The following is a 21473-nucleotide window of genomic DNA, read 5'->3' as shown; positions in this document are numbered from 1 at the left end:
ATGTGCATTCCTTGCACATGTTGAACGTTTTTTTGTCGCCTGACAAGCCGGTCACTAGACTCGCTTCATCACACAGATCAGCAAGTTCAGCGGCCGCCCGGGCCGACATGACGATAAATCAGGAGCAAAGATGTCCAATGCCGTTTCCCCCGCTGTCAATCCGTCCACCGCCCGACTGCCGTACGAGAGCATCTGGGGCGAGTTGCGCGGCGTCACCTTCAGCCAGGGCTGGCTCGACGCAAACGGAATCCGCACGCGTTACCTGCACGCAGGCAGCGACGACAAGCCCGCGCTGATCCTGCTGCATGGCGTCGGCGGCCATGCCGAAGCTTATGTGCGCAACCTGCAGGCGCATGCCGGGCACTTCAATGTGTGGGCCATCGACATGATCGGCCACGGCTGGACGGACAAGCCCGATGGCCCGCGCGAGGTGTCGGCCTACGTCGATCACGTGATCGGCGTGCTCGATACCCTGGGCATCGGGCGCGCGTCGTTCTCCGGCGAGTCGCTGGGCGGCTGGGTGGCATCGCGCCTGGCGATCGATCATCCGGAGCGCGTCGAGCGGCTGGTGCTGAACACGGCGGGCGGCTCGCAGGCCGATCCGGTCGTCATGGAGCGGCTCAAGACGCTGTCGATGCGTGCCGTGGAAGACCCCGGCTGGGACTTCATCAAGGCACGCGTGGAATGGCTGATGGCCGACAAGCGCAAGGCCTTCGACGACCTGATCGCCACGCGCCAGGCCATCTATGCCCAGCCCGGCATGGTCGAGGCCCAGCGCGGCAACATGGTGCTGCAGGACATGGAAACGCGACAGCGCAATATCCTGCGCGCGCAGGACTACGGCCGCATCCAGGCACCCACGCTGGTGCTGTGGACCTCCGACGATCCCACCGCCGACGTGTCCGAAGGACGCCGCATCGCGACCATGATCCCGGGCGCGCTGTTCACCGTGATGGACGGCTGCGGGCACTGGCCGCAGTTCGAGGATGCCGAGACCTTCAACCGCATCCATCTCAACTTCCTGCAGGGCAGGGCGGTGCCGGAAGCGACCACCGTCTGACCTGAAAAAAGCAAGGAGGAGACATGAGCAACGCCATCGAGATGGCGGCGGGAGACGGCCGCCCCCAGGATCTGACGACTGACGTGGCCATCATCGGCGCCGGCCCGGTCGGACTGATGATCGCCAATATCCTCGGCCTGCAGGGCGTGCGCGTCGCGCTGGTCGAGAAGCTCGACGAGATCATCGACTACCCCCGCGCGATCGGCCTCGACGACGAGGCCCTGCGCGTGTTCCAGTCGGTGGGTCTGGCCGAAGTGCTGCTGCCGCATACGACACCGCACCACTGGATGCGCTTCGTCACGCCGGGCGGCCGCTGCTTTGCCTCGATCGAGCCCCGCACCGATGAATTCGGCTGGTCGCGCCGCAATGCCTTTATCCAGCCGCTGGCCGATCGCGTGCTCTACGAAGGGCTGGCGCGCTTCCCGCACGTCAGGATCCTGTTTGGCCAGACCGTGTCCGGCTTCACCCAGGACAACAGCGGCGTGACGATACGCACGACCGGTGCCACGGGCGCCGAAACGGTGCTGCGCGCGGGTTACCTGGTGGGCGCGGATGGCGGCAACAGCTTCGTGCGGCGCAGCCTCGATATTCCGTTCGAGGGCCGCACCAAGCCGAACCAGTGGATCGTCGTCGACGTGCGCAACGATCCGATCGGCACGCCCCATATCTATATGCATTGCGATCCGGAGCGCCCCTATGTGTCCGCGGCGCTGCCCCATGGCGTGCGCCGCTTCGAGTTCATGGTGATGCCGGGCGAAACCGAGGAAGAGTTGTCGAGGCCGGAGAACCTGGCCGCGCTGATGCGCAAGCTGGTACCGGAGCCGGACAAGGTCGACTACATCCGCAAGCGCGTCTACACGCACAACGCCCGCCTGGCACGCAGCTTCCGCTCCGGGCGCGTGCTGCTGGCCGGCGACGCGGCCCACATCATGCCGGTGTGGCAGGGGCAGGGCTACAACAGCGGCATCCGCGATGCGGCCAACGTGGCCTGGAAGCTTGCGATGGTGGTCAAGGGCCAGGCGCAGGAGCGCCTGCTCGATACCTATGGCATGGAGCGGCGCGCGCACGCCCGCTCGATGATCCACCTGTCCGAGGTGGCGGGAGACATCTTCGCCCCGGCCAGCCGCACGGGTGCGCGCCTGCGCGACGGGTTCACGCGGGTCATGAACGCCTTCCCGCCGGTCAAGCAGTATTTCGTGGAGATGCGCTTCAAGCCGATGCCGCGCTATGAAAGCGGGGTGGTGCTGTTGCCCGAGCGCGATGCCGCGCCGGGTTTCCTGGCGCGGCGCCTGGAGCGCGCCGGCAACTCGGCATTGGGCCGCCTGCTCGGACTGATGTGCGAGAAGCGCGAGTCGCTGGTCGGGCGCATCGTGCACGGCCGCGATCCGGCCGGCAACTCGCCGGTGGGCCGGATGTTCATCCAGCCGATGGTGCGCACGGAGCAGGGAAGCGTCATGCGCCTGGACGACGTGATCGGCAACCGCCTCGCCATCGTCGGCTGGGGCACCGATCCCACCTTTGGCCTGACGCCGCAGGCACGGGTGGTGTGGGAGCGGCTCGGTGCCTGCTTCGTGATCGCCAAGCCCGACCCGCAACTGGCCTACCGCGCCGACGTTCCGCCCGGGGTCATCGCCGTGGGGGACGTCCAGGGCCGGCTCAAGGACTGGTTCGGCAGGCAGCCCCATGCCATGGTGCTGCTCAGGCCGGACCGCTTCGTCGCCGGGACGTGCTCGCCGCAGGAGGTGTCGCAGTCGATCATGGCGCTGGCCGACAAGCTGGCGCTGGTGCCCGCCGCCGGCACGGCGCACGCGGACGGCGCGTGCCTGCCCGCGCGCGGCATGGCGCCGGATGGCCAGGTCCTGGCGCTCGCCGGAGGGAGCCCGGCATGACGATCCATCTGGAGTGCCTTTCGCACACGCCGCTGCACGGTTATTTCGACCCGGACCCGGCCATCGTCGCCGAGGTGGAGGCGGTGCAGGCGGCAGCGCGCGCCCGCGTCCGGGCCTTTGATCCGGAACTGGTGATCGCCTTCGCGCCCGACCACTACAACGGTTTCTTCTACGACGTGATGCCGCCGTTCTGCATTGGCGCGGCGGCCACCGCGATCGGCGATTTCAAGAGCCTGGCCGGGCCGCTCGACGTGCCGCGCCAGACCGCGCTGGCGCTGGCCGATGCGGTGCTGGCCGCCGATATCGATGTCGCCGTGTCGTACCGCATGCAGGTCGACCACGGCTGCGCGCAGGCGCTGGAGGTCCTGACCGGCGGCCTCGACCGCTATCCCGTCATCCCGGTCTTTATCAATTCCGTCGCGCCGCCGATGGCCTCGTGCCGGCGGGCACGCTTGCTGGGTGACGCGATCGGGCGGTTTGCCGGGCGCCTGGGCAAGCGGGTCCTGGTGATCGGATCGGGCGGCATCTCGCACGAGCCGCCGGTACCCGAGATCGAGCCCGCCATCGCCGCGGGCCACGCAGAGAACGTCGAACGGCTGATCGCGGGGCGCAATCCTTCGCCCGAATCCCGCGCCGCCCGGCAGGCACGCACCATCGCCGCCGCCAGCGCATTCTGCGCGGGCGACAGTGCGCTGCACGCGCTCAATCCCGAGTGGGACCGGGCCTTCCTTGCCTTGCTGGCCAGGCGCGAGCTGACGGCGGTAGACGGCATGACCGACGAGGCCATCACGCGCGAGGGCGGCAAGTCCGCGCACGAGATCCGCACCTGGATCGCGGCCTTCGGCGCGCTGGCGGCGGGCGGGCGCTACCAGGCCGAGATCGACTACTACCGTCCGATCCCGGAATGGATCGCCGGCTTTGGTGTCATGCACGGCCGCTGCGCCACGCAAGCGGCATCTCTTCATCAACCCGAACGCTTCGATTGCCATGCAAATGACCACTAGCCAGCAGACCGTACTCGCGCTCGCCGAGCGCCTGCGCCGCGCGGAAGCCGACCGCGTCCCCATCGGGCCCTTGCGCGACGAGATCGCGGGCGGCGGTGCCGGTGTCGCCTACGCGATCCAGCGCGCCAACGTCGACGCCTGGCGCGAGCAGGGCCGCCGCGTGATCGGGCGCAAGATCGGCCTGACCTCGCTGGCGGTCCAGCGCCAGCTGGGCGTCGACCAGCCGGACTTCGGCACCTTGTTCGCCGACATGGTCTATGGCGACGACGAACCCATTCCCGTGGCCCGCACCCTGCAACCCAAGGCCGAGGCCGAGGTGGCGCTGGTGCTCAAGCACGACGTGCCCGCCATCGACGCGACGCTGGTCGATCTCATCAATGCGGTCGACTATGTGCTGCCCGCCATCGAGGTGGTCGGCAGCCGCATCGACAAATGGAATATCTCCTACGTCGACACCGTGGCGGACAACGCTTCCAGCGGGCTGGTGGTGCTGGGTGCGGTCCCGGTGCCGCTGGCGGGCCTGGACCTGAAGACCGTGCAGATGGAGATGTTCCGCGCGGATACGCGGGTATCGGCCGGCACCGGTTCAGACTGCCTCGGCCATCCGCTCAACGCCGCGGTATGGCTTGCCCGCAAGCTGGCATCGCTGGGCGATCCGCTGCGCGCCGGGGACCTGATCCTGACCGGGGCGCTTGGCCCGATGGTGGCGGTGGAACCCGGGCAGGTCTACGAAGCACGCATCGCCGGCGTCGGCACCGTTCGCGCCCGCTTCGCGCAAGACTGATCCCCGGCCTTCGCCTAGATTCGCCGGGATTCACCGGGAACCCCGCAGCAGCTTCACTTCGCAACACCCTCATCACGGGCACAGAGGCCGCGGTAGCGGCTCGCCCGACCAAAACGACAGGAGACAAGCCGTGCAGACCCAGACCCAGACCCTGACCCAGACTCTGAGCCTCAAGCCGCTCTTGCTGAGCGACATCGTCGCCACCGTCGCTTCGCTGGCCGCGCCCCTGGCCATGGCAGACACCTATCCGAGCCGGCCAGTCACCCTGGTCGTGCCGTTCCCCGCCGGCGGCGTCACCGACATGATTGCGCGCCAGCTCGCGCAGCAGATGCAGACCGGCCTGGGCAAACCGGTGGTGGTGGAGAACCGGCCGGGCGGCGGCGGGCAGATTGCCGCGCAGGCGGTCAAGCGCGCCGAGGCGGACGGCTACACGGTCTTCATCGGCGCCACCGAGATGTTCGCCATCAACCCGGGCCTGTACCGCAACTTCTCCTATGATCCGCTGAAGGACTTCAAGCCGGTCACCGCGCTGGCCGGCTCGCCGCTGGTGCTCGTGGTGCCGGTGGGCAGCCCCGTGAATTCGGTGAGCGACCTGGTCCAGCTCTCGCGCAGCAAAGGCAGCGGCGTGAACTATGCCTCCCAGGGCATCGGCTCGATCGGCCACCTGCTTGGCGGCCTGTTCGCCGACAAGTCCGGCGGCCACCTGACCCATGTCGCCTACAAGGGCTCCGCTCCCGCCTTGCAGGACGTGATGGCCGGCCAGGTGGACATGATGTTCGATCCCGTCATCACCACCTCGCCGCTTATCAAGGGCGGCAAGGTCAAGCCGCTGGCGATCGCGTCGCAGCGGCGCTCCGCCCAGTTGCCCGAGGTCAAGACGCTGTCGGAGCTGGGTGTCAAGGGGCTCGACGCGGGGGTCTGGTTCGGCATGGTGGTCAAGGCCGGCACGCCCGACGCCATCATCAGCCGACTGAACGAGGAAGCGCTCAAGGCGCTGAAATCGCCGGAAATCGTCAGGCGCTTCACCGATCAGGGCCTCGAGCCCATGCCCATGACACCGCCGCAGTTCGGCGCCTTCCTCAACAGCGAAAACGCGCGCTGGGCGCCGCTGGTCAAGGCCAGCGGGGCCAGCGTCGAGTAAGCCCTGGCGGAGAATCCACGATGACACGCAAGCTCAAGGCCGCCATCGTCGTTCAGGCAATATCGGCACCGACCTGATGGTCGAACCGGGGCGGCGCGGGATGGTGGGCGGGCAGGAGGACATGATCGTCGACGTGGCGCTCGACCTGCTCGAAGGGCGTGCTGGCGGCGAAGGTGCCGGCTCGCGTCGCGCAGCCTGAACCGGGCAATGGTGCCGTGGGCGGCGCGTCTGTCGGGCGGACGCGTTCGCGCTGCGGCGATGCCAGGAAAAAAGGCCGGCATGCATGCCGGCCAAACGTCCTTGCACCCGGTAAGGAAATGACAAGGTCGATATGATCTTTGGCGGCGGGCCCCGAAAGCCCCGCCGGGTCATGCCGCCGCAGGCATCAGAAGCGGTGACGCATGCCAAGCATGGCGCCGGTCTGGTTCTGGCCCGCGATCGTGTTGGTCGCGCTGGTCACGCCGTAGCTTGCCTTGCCCTTGTTGTTCACGTAGCCGAGCAGCAGGTAGGCGTCGGTCCGCTTGGACAGTGCATAGTCGGCGTTGATCACGAACATCCACGAATCGTTGTTGTCCTTGCGGGCATCGGTGTAGTACGCCGCACCGGTCAGGCTGAGGGCCGGCGTCAGCTTGTACAGCGCGCCAAGCCAGTACAGGTTGTCCTGCCGGGTGACGTTGGCAGTGGTGGCATCGTCGCGCAGCCAGCGGTAGCCGGCGAACAGCTTGGCATTGCCGAACGCATAGGCGCCGCCGATGGCGACACGCTTGGCGGCGGCGCCGGAAGTGGCGACGCTGCTGCCCTGGTACTGGTCATAGGCGATACCCACCGAAGCCGGGCCATTCTCATACGCCAGGCCGCCGCCAAAGTTCTTGCCGACCTGGAAGCTCCCCGGGACTTCGCCGCCGTTGGCCACATTGCTGTCCCGGCCGAAGCTGTAGAAGCCGGTGGCGGTGAGGCCGCCGAACCTGCCGGTGTACTTGACGGCGTTGTCGGCACGGCCGTTGAAGCCCTGGGTATCGACCGAGTTGAGCGAGTAGCTGGTGCCGACGGCCATCGGGTCGTAGGCGCCGAACAGGTCGTACAGCGAGTTTTGCTGGCGGCCCAGTGCCACGGTGCCGAAGTTGCCTTGCAGGCCGACATAGGCCTGACGGCCGAACAGGCGGCTGCCCTGGCCGGATTTGCCGGTGTCGAGGTCGATGCCGCTTTCCAGCACGAAGATGCCCTTCAGGTTGTTGCCGAGGTCTTCGGTGCCACGGATGCCCCAGCGCGAACCGGAGAGGCCGCCGGAGGTAACGCCGGTGACCGACCCGCCACCGTTGGCGCCTTGTACATGGCTCTGGAAGCTGATGCCGGCATCGGCAATGCCGTAGAGCGTCACCGCGGAAGCGGCCTGGGCGAAGGCGGACCCGGAGGCGGTGCAAGCTGCCGCAATTGCGGCAAAAGCGAGGAGATTTTTTTTCACGGACATTCTCGGTTTCTATTTGAGCGAGTAGTTGCCTGCTGCCTCTGGCAGCGAGCGGAGGCGTTCCACCCGTATGGCTCCGAGAGATTAAGACGTCTATGTGACAGCAATAAGTAAATGGTTATGAAAAATACAAACACATTGTTTCTTTAAGTGAAACTATGTGACCGCACGCCATCCGCTTCCGCAACGCACCTCCGGCGCACCTCCGGCGGCCCGGTCCCGGCCCCGGTTCTTGCCTGCCAAAGAGGGACCGGCTAGTGTGAGGTAGACCCAGGCCGGGAGAGGGCATCATGCTGGAAGACAGATACGGGCTGACACTGACAACGACATCGACGGCCGCCCGGGACGCCTATGTGGCGGGCGTGGATAGCGTGCTCTCAGGGGTGGCGGGGTACCGGGAGTCCCTGGGGCAGGCCATCGCGGCCGATCCCCGCCTGGCGCTGGCGCACGCCGCCCAGGCGCGCGGCATGTTCCTGGACGCAGAGATCGCGCCCGCGCGCGAGGCCGCCGGCCGGGCGCGCGAGCTGGCGGCCAATGCCTCGGCGCGCGAGCAGAGCCATGTGAACGTCATCAGCCTCGGCGTGGAGGGCAAGCCCGCGCAGGCGATGCAGGCCATGCTGGCGCATTTGCAGGCCTGGCCGCGCGATGCGATGGTGCTGGCGCCGGCTACCAGCGTGTTCGGCCTCTATGGCTTCAGCGGCGATCCGGACCACGAAGAGCAGCTCTACCAACTGCTGGCCTCGCTGGCGCCAGCCTATGGCCAGGACTGGTGGTTCGACGCGGTATATTCGTTCGCCGCCTGCGAAACCGGGCGGCTGGAACAGGCATGGACGCTGATCGAGCACAGCTTTGCCGCCAATTCCCGCAACGCCCACGCCGCGCATTTCCGGGCTCACGTGATGTACGAGCGCGGCGAGACGGCCGCGCTGCTGGACCACCTGGAAGGCTGGCTGCCGGCGCTGCCCAAGCGCAGCCTGACACACTGCCATCTGTCATGGCACGTAGCGCTGGCGGCGCTGGCGGCGGGACGGCTCGAGCGCGCCTGGGAGGCCTATCGCGCCGGCGTCCATCCGGGCGGCGCGTGGGGCCCGCCGATCAATGTCGTCACCGACGCGGCGTCTTTCCTGTGGCGCGCCGAGCTTGCCGGCGAGCCGAGAAACGCAACGCTGTGGAATGAAGTCCATGCGCACGCGCTGCGTTCATTTCCCAAGGCCGGGCTGGGCTATGCCGACGTGCACGCGCTGATTGCCTGCGTGGTCCATGGCGACAGCGTCTGCCTCGAGCGACGCCTCGCGGAGATCCGTCAGCGCATCGCCGAGAACCTGTACCCGCCCGGCGAGGTGGTCGTCGCCCTGGCCGACGGCTTTGCTGCCTACGCAGCCGGGGACTGGAACGGCGCGATCCGGCACCTGGAGCGCGCCTTGCCGCAAACGGTGAGGATCGGCGGCAGCCGCGCCCAGCGCGACCTGGTGGAGCTGACGCTGGTCTCTGCGTTTATCAAGGACGGCAGGGCGGACGAGGCCAGCGCATTGATCGGCCGCCGCGACGTGAGGCACCCCGTGGTCGGCGTTGCGGGGTACGGCTGAGCATGGCACGCCTTCCTGCCTGACGCTCAACGCTCGGCGCGCCTGGCGCAAGTGCCGGCGCGCACAGCGTTCGCTACGACCGCGCGGCGGCCCGCTGCCGTGTCCGCGGCTTCGCGGCAGCGGCGGGCGCCGCCGCGGCGCTGGCCGCTGCCTTCTCCCTGCCCGCGGCCAGCAATCCCGTCAATACGAACTGCTGCACGCCTTGCCGCCATTGCGCCAGCGCGACCTTGGGCCGCGTGGTGGGCCCGGTGGGCTTGGCGCTGAAGAACATGCCGACGCCGTGCATGGCGGACCAGGCGCAGCGCACCATCATGTCGTCGAACTGCTCCGCGAGGCCGTTTTCTTCGAAGTAATCCTGCACCGCCCCAAACAGGAGCTGGTACGACGCGCTGCCCGCTTCGAGCAGTTCGGGATAGTTCTCCTTGCCGACGATCTGCGGGCCGAACATCAGGTAGAACAGGGCCGGATGCCTGACGGCGAATTCGATGTAGCCGTCCATGACCGTCAGCAGCCGCTCCCCGGCGGCCATCTCGGGCGACAGCCGGGCCCGCCGCACGGCGACCAGCTCGCGGAATCCATCGGCGGCAATCGCGGCAAGCAGGCCTTCCTTGTCGGCGAACTGATTGCGTGGCGCGCCGTGGGAGACGCCGGCGAGCCTGGCAGCCGAGCGTAGCGTCAGTCCATGCACGCCTTCGGATGCCAGGATCTCCCTGCCGCAGCGGATCATCTCTTCGCGCAGGTTGCCATGGTGGTAGCTCTGGCGGGGCGGGGGTGGGCTAGCGTTTGTCATGGTGTTGCCGTTTGCGGTGTCGTCAGGCCTCCATGTTAGCGCCAATGGGCATTGCCGCAGGAAAGTCCCCGGCCAGCCAGGGAGCCGTCTGGCGACCCGGCGCCTGCTGTCGCGGCAAGCCTCTCCCTACCCGGCATGCCAGGCATTGCACGGACTACACCGAACTTGCGATGTGCTCGCGCAGCCATTGATGCGCGGGGTCGCGATGGGAGCGCTCATGCCAGAGCATGGACATCTCGTAGCCAGGTACTTCGAGAGGTGGCTCGACAACCCGCAGTGCAGGGTTGTCGCGAACCAGGCGCGCAGGCAGCATCGCCACGAGATCGGTGCTCGCCAGCACCGACATCAGGAACAGGAAGTGCGGAACGGAAAGCACAACCCGGCGCGTCAGGCCGGCCTCCGAGAGCGCCTCGTCCGTGATGCCGCGGAAGCCCCCGCCATCCGGCGACACGATGGCGTGATCGAGTCCGCGGAATTGCGAAAGCGTTGGCCGCCTTCTCAGGCGCGGATGGCCGGCGCGGCCAGCCAGCACATACCGCTCCGTGAAGAGCGCGCGGCAACGCAAGCCCGACGGCGCCTCGTCGCTGGTATGGAACGCGAGATCGATCTCCCCCTGTTCCGCTTGCCTGGCGATGCGCGAGGGCGCGAGCTCGAGCACGGCAAGCCGGGCGCCGGGCGCCGCCGAACGCAGCCCGGCCAGGGCAGGCAGCAGGACTGTCGATTCGCTGTAGTCGGATGCGGCAACGCGCCAGGTATGACTGGACCCGGCCGGATCGAAGGGGCTGGCGGGCGACACCGCGCGATCCAGCGCAGCCAGTGCCTGCCGCAACGGTTCGCGTAGCTCCTCGGCCCTGGCGGTGGGGCGCATCCCGCGTGGCCCCGGCAGCAGCAATGGATCCGCGAAGATATCCCTGAGCTTGGCGAGATGGACGCTGACCGATGGCTGGGAGAAATTCAGGCGTTGCGCGGCGCGCGTCACGTTGTGCTCCGAGAGCAGGACATCAAGCGTCACCAGCAGGTTGAGGTCCAGCCGTCGCAGATTATTCATCGTAATACCTGGAATATTGATTATTCATTTCCAATATACCTGACAAAGGCCTACCTTGCGATCTTCCAGCAACGGAGGCTACTGCCATGAATGTTCTGCTCGTCTATGCCCATCCCGAACCCAGGTCGCTGAATGGCTCGCTCAAGGATTTCTCGGTCAGGCGACTTGAGGATGCCGGGCACCTCGTCCAGGTGTCGGATCTGTACGCAATGAAGTGGAAGGCATCGCTTGACGCGGCCGACAGCATGGACGGGCAGGGCGATGCCCGCTTTGACCCGGCCCTCGATTCCAGGCGCGCATTCGAGAATGGCCGGCAGAGCGAAGACATCGCGCTCGAACAGGACAAGCTGCGGTGGGCGGATGCCGTCATTCTGCAATTCCCCCTGTGGTGGTTTTCGATGCCCGCCATCCTGAAGGGCTGGGTGGAGCGCACCTATGCGTACGGCTTCGGCTATGGCGTGGGCGAGCACTCCGACGCCCGCTGGGGCGACCGCTACGGGGAAGGCACGCTGGCCGGAAAACGGGCGATGCTGATCGTCACGGCGGGCGGATGGGAGTCTCACTACGGCCCGCGCGGTATCAATGGCCCGATGGATGATGTGTTGTTCCCCATTCAGCATGGAGTGCTGTACTACCCCGGCTTCGACGTCCTGCCACCGTTCGTGGTCTACCGGACAAGCCGGATGGACGAAGCCCGGTTCGCAGGGATCCGCGACGCGCTAGGGCAACGTCTGGACGATCTCTGGAAGACCGCGCCGATACCATTTCGCCCGCAGAACGCGGGCGCATACGACATCCCGGAACTCACGCTGCGACCGGATATTTCACCCGATCGGTCCGGCTTCGCGGCGCACCTCGCATAGCGCTTGCCGACGCGTCAGCGTTCCGGCCGGGGGCGTCCCGGCCGGCTGGCTGGCATTCCAGACGCCGGAACCGGCGCAAAGTGCTTGACTCGTTGTGTCGCGTTCCTGTGGGACTGCGCGGGCGAACGTGACGGGATTGTAATGAGTTGGTCAGGAAGAGGTCAGTGGGCGAAACCAATACTGGGTACAGCTTTTCATCATCTCGATAAAAGCGCCGCGGCTCCGGCGGTACCGGGCGATCCCTACTGATAGAGGTAAATCATCATGAAAGCACTCGTTCGCACCGTACTGATTTCCTGCGCCCTGGCGGTGCCGGCCCTGTCCTTCGCGCAAAGCGTGCAGGCGCCCCTGACCCGCGCCGAAGTGCGCGCCGATCTGATCCGGCTGGAACAGGCAGGCTACCGGCCGGGCGGCGGCGACGACCCGACCTATCCCCAGGACATCCAGGCCGCCGAAGCCAAGGTGCAGGCAGAAGATGCGGCGGCGGCCAGGACGGCGGCAAACACGCAACCGCAGGCGCAGAGCCATCTGCAGGCGAACGCCAGCATGCGGATGAGCGCCGGCCAGCCGCGCATCGATGCCGTGCGCAACCCCTTCTATTACGGCGCGTAATGCGCCGGCACAAGTGCTGCCAGCATGCGCCGGCGACGGCGGGCGGGTCGTGAACATCCCGCCGGGCTGGCAGCCGCGCCGCCTTCCCCGGCATCGCCGCGCATGCGCGCCGAGGGTCCTGACACCTTCGTATAGGACGCCGAGACTTCGGGCTGGCCCGGGCGCGGCCGGCTCAGATCCCGGTCATACGCACAAGCTGTCCTGCGTGCGCCGGCATCATCCGAAGGTATCGGGAGATGCAACCAGGGTGCGCCGGGGCAGTCCGTTGGTAGGTATTGGCCCCGGGATCTTGCCGGCTTAGATTTCATTCGCGGCTGCGGTGTGCATGTCCGTTTTCCCAGTCATCGTCCAAAGGAGTCTCACGTGAAAATTTCGTCTCATGTCGCATCGGTCCTGGCAGTGTCCGCTTGCTTCCTTGCATCGGCCAGCGCAATGGCACAGGATGCCAGGACGCCCCACGCGCCGGTCAGGAATATCGTTCTGGTCCACGGTGCCTGGGTGGATGGGTCTGGCTGGAAGCCGGTCTATGACATCCTGACAAAGGACGGCTTCCACGTCAGCCTGGTGCAGGAACCGTTGACCTCGCTTGAAGACGATGTCGCGGCGGCCAAGCGTGTCCTCGACCTGCAGAACGGGCCGACGATCCTGGTGGGCCACAGCTATGGCGGCTCGGTCATCACCGAAGCCGGGGTGCACCCGAACGTGGCCGGACTGGTCTACGTCGCCGCGCATGCGCCGGATGTCGGCGAGGACGAGGCGGCGCTTGGCAAAGGCAAGCCCAGCTTCACGTCGAAACAGGCCGGCGCCATCGGCAAGACCGACGACGGCTACACGTACCTGAACCCGGCTGTCTTTGCGAAGGACTTCGCTGCGGATCTGCCGCGCAAGACGGCCGAGTTCGAAGCACACGCCCAGATCCTGACGGCCGCCAAGGTCTTCGGCGCGCCGATGACCGCGGCCGCGTGGAAGACCAAGCCGAGCTGGGGCATCGTGGCCGCCGACGACAAGATCATCAATCCGGATCTGGAGCGCTGGTATTACACGCGTGCGCAGAGCCACATGACGGTCATCGCCGGCGCGAGCCACTCGGTGTATGAGTCGCGCCCGAAGGAAGTCGCCGCTGTCATCGAGGAGGCGGCCAGGCACGCCGCGCTGTGATCCCCGGGGACGGAGCCATCGACAGCCTGCAGATGCGACCATGAGGTCCGGGCGCGTGGCCGCTTTCTGCGCGATCGCCCTGAAGCCATCGAATTCGGCCGTCCCTATTTCGCCGGAGCGGACCGGCTCGCCGATGTGCCTTCTTCCATGCATGGCCCCGGCTCCACGCCATCAGCGATCTGTGGCCTATACGTACATATGATTCCACCCGGCAACCGCGGCACATAAGATGCTGGCAAAGGGTTGGGCGTAACCGCGATCGGTGCGCCAGCCCGATGCTCAGCCAGGTCGAGGTAGTCGCTTGTACAACAATCAGAGCTTGCAAAGGAAGGAAATCGCCCCGCTTTCCAGGGCTTGGGAACTGCTGGACCGCTACCGCCACCGGCTCTACCTGGCCGGCATCGGCGGTGCCCTGCTGGCCTTCCTGATGGGCTTCCTGCTGATCCGCGAGTCTCTCAAGCCGCTCGCCGAGATCGCGCACCACGCGCTGGCGGTGACGGTGGCGCGCCTGAACACCCGTCTCGACGTGCCACACGCGCCGCGCGAACTCGATGTCCTGCAGAATGCGCTCAACGCCATGCTGGGTCGTCTCGACCACGGCTTCGCGCGTTTGTCGCAATACACCGCCGACCTTGCGCATGATCTGCGCACACCCCTCGCCAACCTGCGCGGCACCGCCGAGGTGGCCCTGGCGCGCCCGCGCACGGCCGACGAATACCAGGCCGCGCTGGAATCCAACCTGGAAGAGTGCGGTCGCCTGGAGCGCATGATCAGCAACGTGCTGCTCTTGGCGCGCACCGAACATCCCGAGTTCGTGGTGCAGCAGCAGGAATTCGAAGTGCCGGCGGAGCTGGCGCGGATCGCCGACTACTTCGAAGGCGTGGCCGAGGACGCTGGCGTGAAACTGCAGGTGGGCGGCCACGCGCACCTGCGCGCCGACGTGGAACTGTTCCGCCGCGCCATTGGCAATCTGCTTGCCAACGCCATCCGCTACACCCCGCGCGGCAGCGGGATTTCGCTGTCCGCCACGACCGGCGCGCAGGTCGTGATGGTCACCGTGGCCAACGCCGGCACCCCCATCGACCGCGCCTTGCTCGAGCGCATCTTCGACCGTTTCTACTGCGTCGATCCCGCGCGCAGTTCCAGCCAGCGTGCCACCGGCTCGGCCGGCCTGGGCCTCGCCATCGTGCGCAACATCATGCATCTGCACCGTGGCAGCGTGCGCGCCGAGAGCGATGCCGCCGGCACGCGCTTCATCCTGAGCTTCCCGGCGCCGTAGCCGCCGGGTCTTGCCAGCCGCCGCCGAGCGCCTTGAGCAGCCGTACGCTGGACTGCATGCGCCGTCCCTGCACCTGGACCAGCGTGCGCTGGTGATCCAGCGCCAGGGTCTGTGTCGTGACCACGTCCAGGTAGCTGGCGGCACCGGCCTGGTAGCGGTTGTTCGTCAAGGCCAGCGAGCGCGCGGCGGCCTCGCTGGCGCGCTGTTCGCTATCGGCCTCGTGCGCCAGGCCCTGCAGCGCGGACAGATTGTCTTCCACATCCTGGAAGGCGGCTAGTACGGTCTGGCGGTATCCGGCCACGCCGGCATCATAGGCGGCGGTGGCGCCCGCCAGCTCGGCCTTGCGCCGGCCGCCGTCGAACAGCGTGCCGACCAGTTGCGGGCCAAGCGCCCAGAACAGGCTGGGCGCGCCCAGCCATGGCGCGAAGAAGGAGCTTTCCAGTCCGGCGCCGGCCGACAGCGCGAGAGTGGGAAAGAAGGCGGCGTGGGCTTCGCCGATTCTGGCGTTGGCCGCCGCCACGCGGCGCTCGGCGCCAGCGATGTCGGGCCGGCGCTGCAGCAGTTGCGATGGCAGCCCCACCGGAATGTCGGGCACGCGCAGCGGGCCGGCCTGCGGCGGCAACGAGAAGCTCGATGCCGGCGTTCCGGTGAGCGCGGCAATGGCGTGTTCCAGCGTCTGGCGCTGGATCGCGAGCTCGTCGGCCTGGCTGCGCGTACCCTCCACCTGCAACTGGGCCTGGGCTACCGCGGCGTCGTCTGCCGCGCCGATGCGCTCCTGCGACTGCACCATCGCCAGCGCGGCGGTGTAGGCCTGCAGGGAGGCATCGAGCAACTGCCTTTGCAGGTCCAGGGCGCGCAGGCCGAAGTAGTCGACTGCCAGTTCACTGCTGACTGCCAGTCGCATCGCCTCCAGGTCTGCCTGGCTTGCCTGTGCGTCGGCATGAGCCGCATCGGTGGCGCTGGCCACGCGACCGAACAGATCGGGCTCCCACGAAGCGGACAGCGCGGTGCTGTAGTCGTTGACGGTCTTGCCGGCAAGCGAGTGCCCCAGTACGTTCTGCGAAGTGCGCGCGCGTGCCACGGCTACGCCGGCGGCGACCTGGGGGAAGAAGGCGGCACGCTGTACGTTCACCATGGCGCGGGCCTGCTGCAGCCGCGCCGCGGCCTGCTTCAGGTTCTGGTTGGAGACCTGGACCCTGTCCTCCAGCGCATCGAGGCCGGGTTCCTGGAACACGGCCCACCAGCTTCCGCGCGCAACCATGTCGGCCGGCACCGCCACCGCCCAGCCCTTGTCCGCGCCCGCGGCACCTGAGAAATGCGCCGGCACGGCGGTTGCGGGCGGATGGTAGACCGGTGCCGAGGCACAGCCGGCCAGGGCGCATATCACGCAGGCAGCGATGGCCTCGCGCGCCAGGCGCCACGAACGCGGTGCGCGCGACGGCATTGATGATGTCTTCATGGCGCTCTCCCTGGTCCCTGTCGCCGGGCGGCGGCGACCGCCGCTGCCTTGGCTGGCGGCATCGCCGCGGGCGTTGCCGTATCCGTGGCGCCGGCGGCGACGACATGCACCGCCTCGCCCGCGCCGATGGCGTCGCCCGGGTTGTTGATGACGCGATCCGTGCCGCTGATGCCCGCCACGACTTCGACATAGGTGCCAAAGTCGCGCCCGAGCGTGACGCTGCGCAGCGCAACCTTGTTGTCGCTGCCGGCAATCGCGACGATGACGCCCGCGGGCCGGAACAGCAGCGCGCTGACTGGCAGCTGAAGGGCCGGCATGGCCGATCGCAGCATCAGGTGGGCCTCGGCGAAGGCGCCGGGCAGCAAGGTGCCGTCAGCGTTGTCGACATCCACTTCGGCGCGCAGCGTGCGCGTAGCCGGATCGAGCGAATCGGTGGTGCGTGCCACGCGCGCGGCAAAGCGGCGGCCGGGATAGTCCTGCACGGTCAGGTAGGCCGGCGTCTGCGGCGTCACGGCGGCCGCGGCGGATTGCGGCACGTCGACGAACACGCGCAGGGTCTGGGTCTGCTGAATATGGAACAGCTCGCCCTGGGCACCGGCCACGCCCGGAGTGCCGCTGGCCGTGACCAGGGCCCCCACGTCCACGCGGCGGGCGGTGATCACGCCATCGAATGGCGCCTTGACTTGCTCGTAGGAGACCAGCTCCTGCAACCGCGCCACATTGGCCCGGGCCGAGGCCAGCAGCGCGCCCCTGGTGGCCAGGTCGGCCTGCTTGGTGTCGGCGTCCTGCCGGGAGACCGAGTGGGTCTGCACCATCTCTTGCCAGCGCTGCGCGGTGACCTTGGCCAGGTCCAGGGCGGCCTGCGCCGAGGCCAGGTCCGCCACCGCCTGCCGCAGCTGCGCGTCCAGCTCTGGCGTGCGGATCACCGCCAGTAACTGGCCGGCCTTGACGCGAGCGCCGATGTCGGCATACCAGCGGTCGACAAAGCCGCTGGTGCGCGCGTAGATGGCGGCGTCGGCATACGGCATCACCGAGCCTGGCAACAGCAGCGCCTGCTCGGCGGGCGCCGGGTGCGGCGTCACCACCGACACGTCGACGGCATTCTGTGCGGTGACCTGGCGCGCCAGCACGGTGCCGGCGCGCAGCCGTGGCACGATGCCGGCCGCCAGCAGCAACGCCACCCCACCGGCCAGCAGCGTGGGTGCCAGCCACGCGCGCCGGCGGGATGCGGTTTGGGGCGGGCAGCCCTCGTTTGGCGTGTTCATGAAGACTCCTTGGATTGCTGTTGGGGCGTAGCGGTGAGCGCGGTGCCAGCGCCGGCGACAGGCCCGGCCGCCGGCGCGCCTTTGCGCCTGGCCAGCCAGGCATGCACCGCGCCAAATACCACTGGTACGAACATGAGCGTGGACACGGTTCCGAATGCCAGCCCGCCGATGACGGCGCGGCCGAGCGGGGCGTTCTGCTCGCCGCCGTCGCCAAGGCCCAGCGCCATCGGGAGCATCCCGATCAGCATGGCCAGCGCGGTCATTAGCACCGGCCGGAAGCGGGCGAAGCCGGCGTGCAGGGCGGCCTCGGGCGGGGCCATGCCGCCCTGCATCGCGTCCCGCGCCGCGTTGATCACCAGGATGCTGTTGGCGGTGGCAATGCCGATGCACAGGATGGTGCCGGTCAGCGCCGGCACGCTCAGCGTGGTGCCGGTGGAGAACAGCATCCAGGCGATGCCCGCCAGCGACGCCGGCAACCCGCTGACGATGACGAACGGATCGATCCACGACTGGAAGTTCACCACCATCAGCAGGTAGACCAGTACAACCGCCAGCACCAGCCCGGTGCCGAGCCCGCGATAGGATTCCCGCATCGACTGAACCTGTCCCCGCAGCACGATGGAAGAGCCGGGCGGCAACTGCGCGCGGGCGGCATCCACCAGCCGGCTCGCGTCGGCGGCGACGCCGCCGAGGTCGCGTCCCTGCACGGAGGCGAAGATGTCGAGCACCGGCTGCACGTTGTAGTGCGAGACCACCGCCTGCTGCGAGCTGCGCGACATGGTGCCGAGCGTGCCGAGCGTGCCGAGCTGGCTCTGCGCGCCGGTGCCGGCGGCGCTGTTGCCCACAGGCAGGTTTGCCAGCGTCTGCAGCGAATGGATGTCGTACTGCGGCACCTCGGTCAGCAGCGGATAGCTGACGCCGTTCTTGGGGTCCAGCCAGAAATTGGGCGTGGTCTGCGCGCTGCCGGAAAGGGAAATCAGCAGGTTCTGCGCCACGTCATGCTGGGTCAGGCCCGCCTGCAGCGCCTTGGTGCGGTCGACGTTGATGTCCAAGGTGGGCGCGTCCGCCGGTTGCTGGATGCGCGCATCGACCAGTCCACGCACGCTGCGCAGCTGCGACAGCAGGCGGTTGGCGACGACGCGATTCTCGTCGACGCGGCTCCCAACGATCTGGATGTCGATCGGCGCGGGCAGGCCGAAATTGAGGATCTGGCTGACGATGTCGGCCGGCAGGAAAGAGAAGGTGACGCCCGGGAAGGCCGCGGTAAGCCGGTTGCGCAGCATCGCGACGTAGTCCGCGGTGGGGCGGTGGCCCGGCTTGAGGCTGATCATCACGTCGGCGTCTTCCGGGCCGATGGGGTCGGAGGTGTCGTAGGTCAGGTTGATGCCACTGACCGGCACGCCGATATTGTCGAGGACGCCGCCGCGCTCGCCGGGCGGGATCGCGTCCCTGATGCGGCTCTCGACCTGATCGGTCAGCGCCGCGGTCTGCTCGATGCGCGTACCCGTCGGCGCGCGCAGGTGCAGGCGGATCTCGCCGGCGTCGACAGCGGGAAAGAAGTCACTCCCGATGAACGGCAGCAGCGCCAGCGAGCCCAGGCAGAACAGCAGGCACAGCGCCACGAAACGGCCCCGCTGCGCCATGGCCCACGACAAGGCGGCGCGATAGCGCTTGCGCAGCACCTCGAAACGCCGCTCGAAGCGCTGCTGGAGCCGTGCGAGAGCGGCGAAGCGGCCGTGGGGCCGGGCGTCGCCCGCGGCGCGCGCGCGCAGCAGGTACATCGCCAGCGTCGGTATCAGGGTGCGCGAGAAAAAGTAGGAGGCGCACATGGCGAACACCACCGCTTCGGCCAGCGGCACGAACAGGTAGCGCGCCACGCCGGACAGCAGGAACATCGGCACGAACACGATGCAGATCGACAGCGTGGAGACGAAGGTGGGCACGGCAATCTCGCCGGAGCCGTTGAGGATGGCGTCGTGCAATGGCTCGCCGTTCTCGATGTGGTGGGTGATGTTCTCTATGGCCACGGTGGCATCGTCGACCAGGATGCCCACCGCCAGCGCCAGGCCGCCCAGCGTCATGATGTTGATCGTCTGGCCCAGCGCGGAGAGCGCGGTCAAGGAAGTCAGCACCGCGAGCGGGATCGACACGGCGATGATTAGCGTGGCACGCCAGCTGCCCAGGAACAGCAGGATCATGGCGGCGGTCAGGCTGGCGGCGATCAGCGCTTCGCGCACCACGCCGGAGATCGCGGCGGTGACGAACACCGACTGGTCCGACAGCGTGCTGATATGCAGCGAAGGTGGCAGGGCGGCGCCGATCTGCGGAAGCATGGCCTTGACCCGGCTGATGATGTCCAGCGTCGAAGCGCTGCCGGTCTTCTCCACCTGCAGCAATGCGGCGCGCTTGCCGTCGCTGCGCACGATATTCGTTTGCGGCGCGTAGCCGTCGCGCACATGGGCCACGTCGCGCACGTAGATCACATTGCCGCCGACGCTCTTGACCGGCAGGTCGTTGAGCGCGTCCACGGTATCCGTGCTGCCGTTCATGCGCACGTTGTACTCACGCTCGCCCATTTTCGCGGTGCCGCCCGGCAGCGTGAGGTTCTGCGCGTTGACGGCGCTCACCACGTCCGCCGGCGTCAGGCCCTTGGCCTGCAGCGCGGCGGGATCGATGTCGATCATGATCTGGCGGACCTTGCCACCGAAGGGCAGGGGCACGGCGGCGCCCTGCACGGTGGCGAGCTGGGTGCGGATGAAGCTGTTGCCCAGGTCGTAGAGTTTCTGCTCCGGCAGCGTGTTGCTCGACAGGCCGAGTTCCAGCACCGGTACGGTCGAGGCGTTGTAGCTGATGATGTTGGGCGGCAGCGTGCCGGGCGGCAGGATGCGCAGGATCGAGGCCGAATTGGCGGCCGCCTCGGCGATTGCACGGTTGATGTCGGCGCCGGGATGGAAGAAGACCTTGACCACCGACACGCCGTTCAGCGATTGCGATTCGATGTGCTCAATGTCCTCCACGTCGGTGGTCAGCGCGCGCTCGTAGCTGGAGGTGATGCGGTGTGCCATGTCCTCGGCAGAGAAGCCGTTGTAGGACCACACGATGCTGACCACCGGGATATTGATGTCGGGAAAGATATCGGTCGGCGTGCGTTCGATGGCCAGTGGGCCCAGTACAAGCAGCAGCAGCGCGAGCACGATGAACGTATAGGGTCGCCGCAAGGCGAGTTTGACGATCCACATGGTTGGTTCCGGGCGAGAGATCGAAGGGAGGCTGCCTTCGATCGATAGGCGGGCAGCGCTTGGTGATGTCGCCAGTGTGGTGGCTGCGCATTTACCCGGTCCTGACCAATGCATTACGGAATTGTCATGTTGCGCGGGCGGCGCAGGCAGGATCACTCGGCGCGCACGGATGCCACGGATGCCATCGAGGCCAAGGTGACAAGCTTGTCATCAATTGGTCAGCCTGAGGTCACCGGGCGAGACCAACAATGGTTACAACTTGTCCGTCATCCCGACGCAAGTTCCACAACCGCCACGCGCAAGCGGGCCATCCCGTCGAAACACCGGAACACCGGAACACCGAAAGAGGTAACCATCATGAAAGCACTGATCCAAGCCGTACTGCTCGCCTGCACCCTGACAGTCCCGGCACTGTCGTTCGCCCAGAGCGTGCAGGGCCCCGTGACCCGCGCCGAAGTGCGCGCCGACCTGATCCGCCTGGAGCAGGCCGGTTACAGCCCGCACGGCGACGACGCGAACTATCCGCAGGATCTGCAGGCGGCCGAGGCCAAGGTGGCGGCCGAGACCGGCAGCGCAAGCACGGGCACCCCGATGCACGCGCAAGCGCAAGGCCAGGCGCGCCTGCACGCGTCGCTAGGCACGCCCGCTATCGACCAGGTGCGCAACGCCTTCCAGTTCGGCGCATGAGCGCCGCACGCTCGTGCGCGCCGCGCGCCCCGCTTGCCGCCACGCGCGGCAGGGCCGCGGTGCCGGTGCATGCGCTGGAGCGATACGCCAGTCTCCAGCGCTATTGCGCCGCTGCTGGAGTGCGCTGCGAGCAGGGTGGGCCGA

The 21473-nt window shown here is 67.7% G+C and carries 16 protein-coding genes and 2 pseudogenes; 12 read left to right on the top strand and 6 right to left on the bottom strand.

Annotated elements, in window-relative coordinates:
- Positions 1-130: 130 nt before the first annotated feature.
- The 6 genes and pseudogenes from AC1DKV_RS11555 to AC1DKV_RS11530 form a co-directional block, all read left to right on the top strand.
- Complete coding sequence (locus AC1DKV_RS11555) at positions 131-1060, top strand: alpha/beta fold hydrolase (RefSeq protein ID WP_441619822.1); 930 nt, start codon at positions 131-133, stop codon at positions 1058-1060.
- A gap of 23 nt (positions 1061-1083) precedes the next feature.
- Positions 1084-2949, top strand: coding sequence for a bifunctional 3-(3-hydroxy-phenyl)propionate/3-hydroxycinnamic acid hydroxylase (locus tag AC1DKV_RS11550; RefSeq protein WP_441619820.1), 1866 nt, complete (start codon positions 1084-1086; stop codon positions 2947-2949).
- A complete protein-coding gene (locus AC1DKV_RS11545) occupies positions 2946-3953 on the top strand; it encodes a 3-carboxyethylcatechol 2,3-dioxygenase (protein WP_441619818.1) in 1008 nt (335 codons plus the stop codon). The genes AC1DKV_RS11550 and AC1DKV_RS11545 overlap by 4 nt, the downstream gene beginning before the upstream one ends.
- Positions 3937-4737, top strand: a complete 801-nt coding sequence (gene mhpD, locus AC1DKV_RS11540) for a 2-keto-4-pentenoate hydratase (RefSeq protein WP_441619816.1) — start codon at positions 3937-3939, stop codon at positions 4735-4737. Before AC1DKV_RS11545 ends, mhpD begins: the two co-directional genes overlap by 17 nt.
- Positions 4738-4867: 130 nt before the next feature.
- Complete coding sequence (locus AC1DKV_RS11535; protein WP_477137606.1) at positions 4868-5878, top strand: Bug family tripartite tricarboxylate transporter substrate binding protein; 1011 nt, start codon at positions 4868-4870, stop codon at positions 5876-5878.
- Between the two features lie 70 nt (positions 5879-5948).
- Positions 5949-6077, top strand: a pseudogene (locus AC1DKV_RS11530) (4-hydroxy-2-oxovalerate aldolase); the annotation flags it as partial.
- Positions 6078-6263: 186 nt separating this feature from the next.
- Here the strand turns inward: AC1DKV_RS11530 and AC1DKV_RS11525 are convergent.
- On the bottom strand, positions 6264-7340 hold the full coding sequence (locus tag AC1DKV_RS11525; protein WP_441619812.1) for a porin: 1077 nt from the start codon (positions 7338-7340) through the stop codon (positions 6264-6266).
- A 293-nt stretch (positions 7341-7633) separates the two neighbouring features.
- Here AC1DKV_RS11525 and AC1DKV_RS11520 point away from each other — a divergent pair, with 293 nt between their 5' ends.
- The gene (locus AC1DKV_RS11520) at positions 7634-8929 is read left to right on the top strand and encodes a tetratricopeptide repeat protein (RefSeq protein WP_441619810.1); all 1296 of its coding nucleotides are present in this window, start codon (positions 7634-7636) and stop codon (positions 8927-8929) included.
- 73 nt (positions 8930-9002) lie between these two features.
- On the opposite strand, the gene AC1DKV_RS11515 is transcribed toward AC1DKV_RS11520, so the two are convergent.
- Positions 9003-9719 (bottom strand): TetR/AcrR family transcriptional regulator, encoded by a 717-nt coding sequence (locus AC1DKV_RS11515; RefSeq protein ID WP_441619808.1) that lies wholly within the window; start codon positions 9717-9719, stop codon positions 9003-9005.
- 154 nt (positions 9720-9873) lie between these two features.
- Positions 9874-10767: a LysR family transcriptional regulator gene (locus AC1DKV_RS11510; protein WP_441619806.1), complete on the bottom strand. Its 894-nt coding sequence runs from the start codon at positions 10765-10767 to the stop codon at positions 9874-9876.
- An 86-nt stretch (positions 10768-10853) separates the two neighbouring features.
- On the opposite strand from AC1DKV_RS11510, the gene AC1DKV_RS11505 reads away from it, so the two are divergent.
- The 4 genes and pseudogenes from AC1DKV_RS11505 to AC1DKV_RS11490 form a co-directional block, all read left to right on the top strand.
- A complete protein-coding gene (locus AC1DKV_RS11505; protein WP_441619804.1) occupies positions 10854-11630 on the top strand; it encodes an NAD(P)H-dependent oxidoreductase in 777 nt (258 codons plus the stop codon).
- 264 nt (positions 11631-11894) lie between these two features.
- Complete coding sequence (locus AC1DKV_RS11500) at positions 11895-12242, top strand: DUF4148 domain-containing protein (protein WP_441619802.1); 348 nt, start codon at positions 11895-11897, stop codon at positions 12240-12242.
- Positions 12243-12605: 363 nt separating this feature from the next.
- Positions 12606-13400 (top strand): alpha/beta fold hydrolase, encoded by a 795-nt coding sequence (locus AC1DKV_RS11495; protein ID WP_441619800.1) that lies wholly within the window; start codon positions 12606-12608, stop codon positions 13398-13400.
- Positions 13401-13755: 355 nt separating this feature from the next.
- Positions 13756-14679 (top strand): annotated as a pseudogene (locus AC1DKV_RS11490) (heavy metal sensor histidine kinase); the annotation flags it as partial.
- Here the strand turns inward: AC1DKV_RS11490 and AC1DKV_RS11485 are convergent.
- Genes AC1DKV_RS11485 through AC1DKV_RS11475 form a run of 3 tightly spaced genes read right to left on the bottom strand, consistent with a single transcriptional unit; the run spans position 14654 to position 20642 of the window.
- Positions 14654-16138 (bottom strand): efflux transporter outer membrane subunit, encoded by a 1485-nt coding sequence (locus AC1DKV_RS11485; protein WP_441619798.1) that lies wholly within the window; start codon positions 16136-16138, stop codon positions 14654-14656. The pseudogene AC1DKV_RS11490 and the gene AC1DKV_RS11485 overlap by 26 nt on opposite strands.
- Complete coding sequence (locus AC1DKV_RS11480; protein WP_441619796.1) at positions 16135-17403, bottom strand: efflux RND transporter periplasmic adaptor subunit; 1269 nt, start codon at positions 17401-17403, stop codon at positions 16135-16137. The genes AC1DKV_RS11485 and AC1DKV_RS11480 overlap by 4 nt, the downstream gene beginning before the upstream one ends.
- Complete coding sequence (locus AC1DKV_RS11475) at positions 17400-20642, bottom strand: efflux RND transporter permease subunit (RefSeq protein ID WP_441619794.1); 3243 nt, start codon at positions 20640-20642, stop codon at positions 17400-17402. The genes AC1DKV_RS11480 and AC1DKV_RS11475 overlap by 4 nt, the downstream gene beginning before the upstream one ends.
- A gap of 357 nt (positions 20643-20999) precedes the next feature.
- Here AC1DKV_RS11475 and AC1DKV_RS11470 point away from each other — a divergent pair, with 357 nt between their 5' ends.
- Complete coding sequence (locus AC1DKV_RS11470) at positions 21000-21329, top strand: DUF4148 domain-containing protein (protein ID WP_441619792.1); 330 nt, start codon at positions 21000-21002, stop codon at positions 21327-21329.
- The last annotated feature ends 144 nt before the right edge of the window (positions 21330-21473 follow it).

The sequence above is a fragment of the Cupriavidus sp. 05T41 genome, from assembly GCF_056396525.1.
This window is presented reverse-complemented; position numbering and strand designations above follow the sequence as displayed.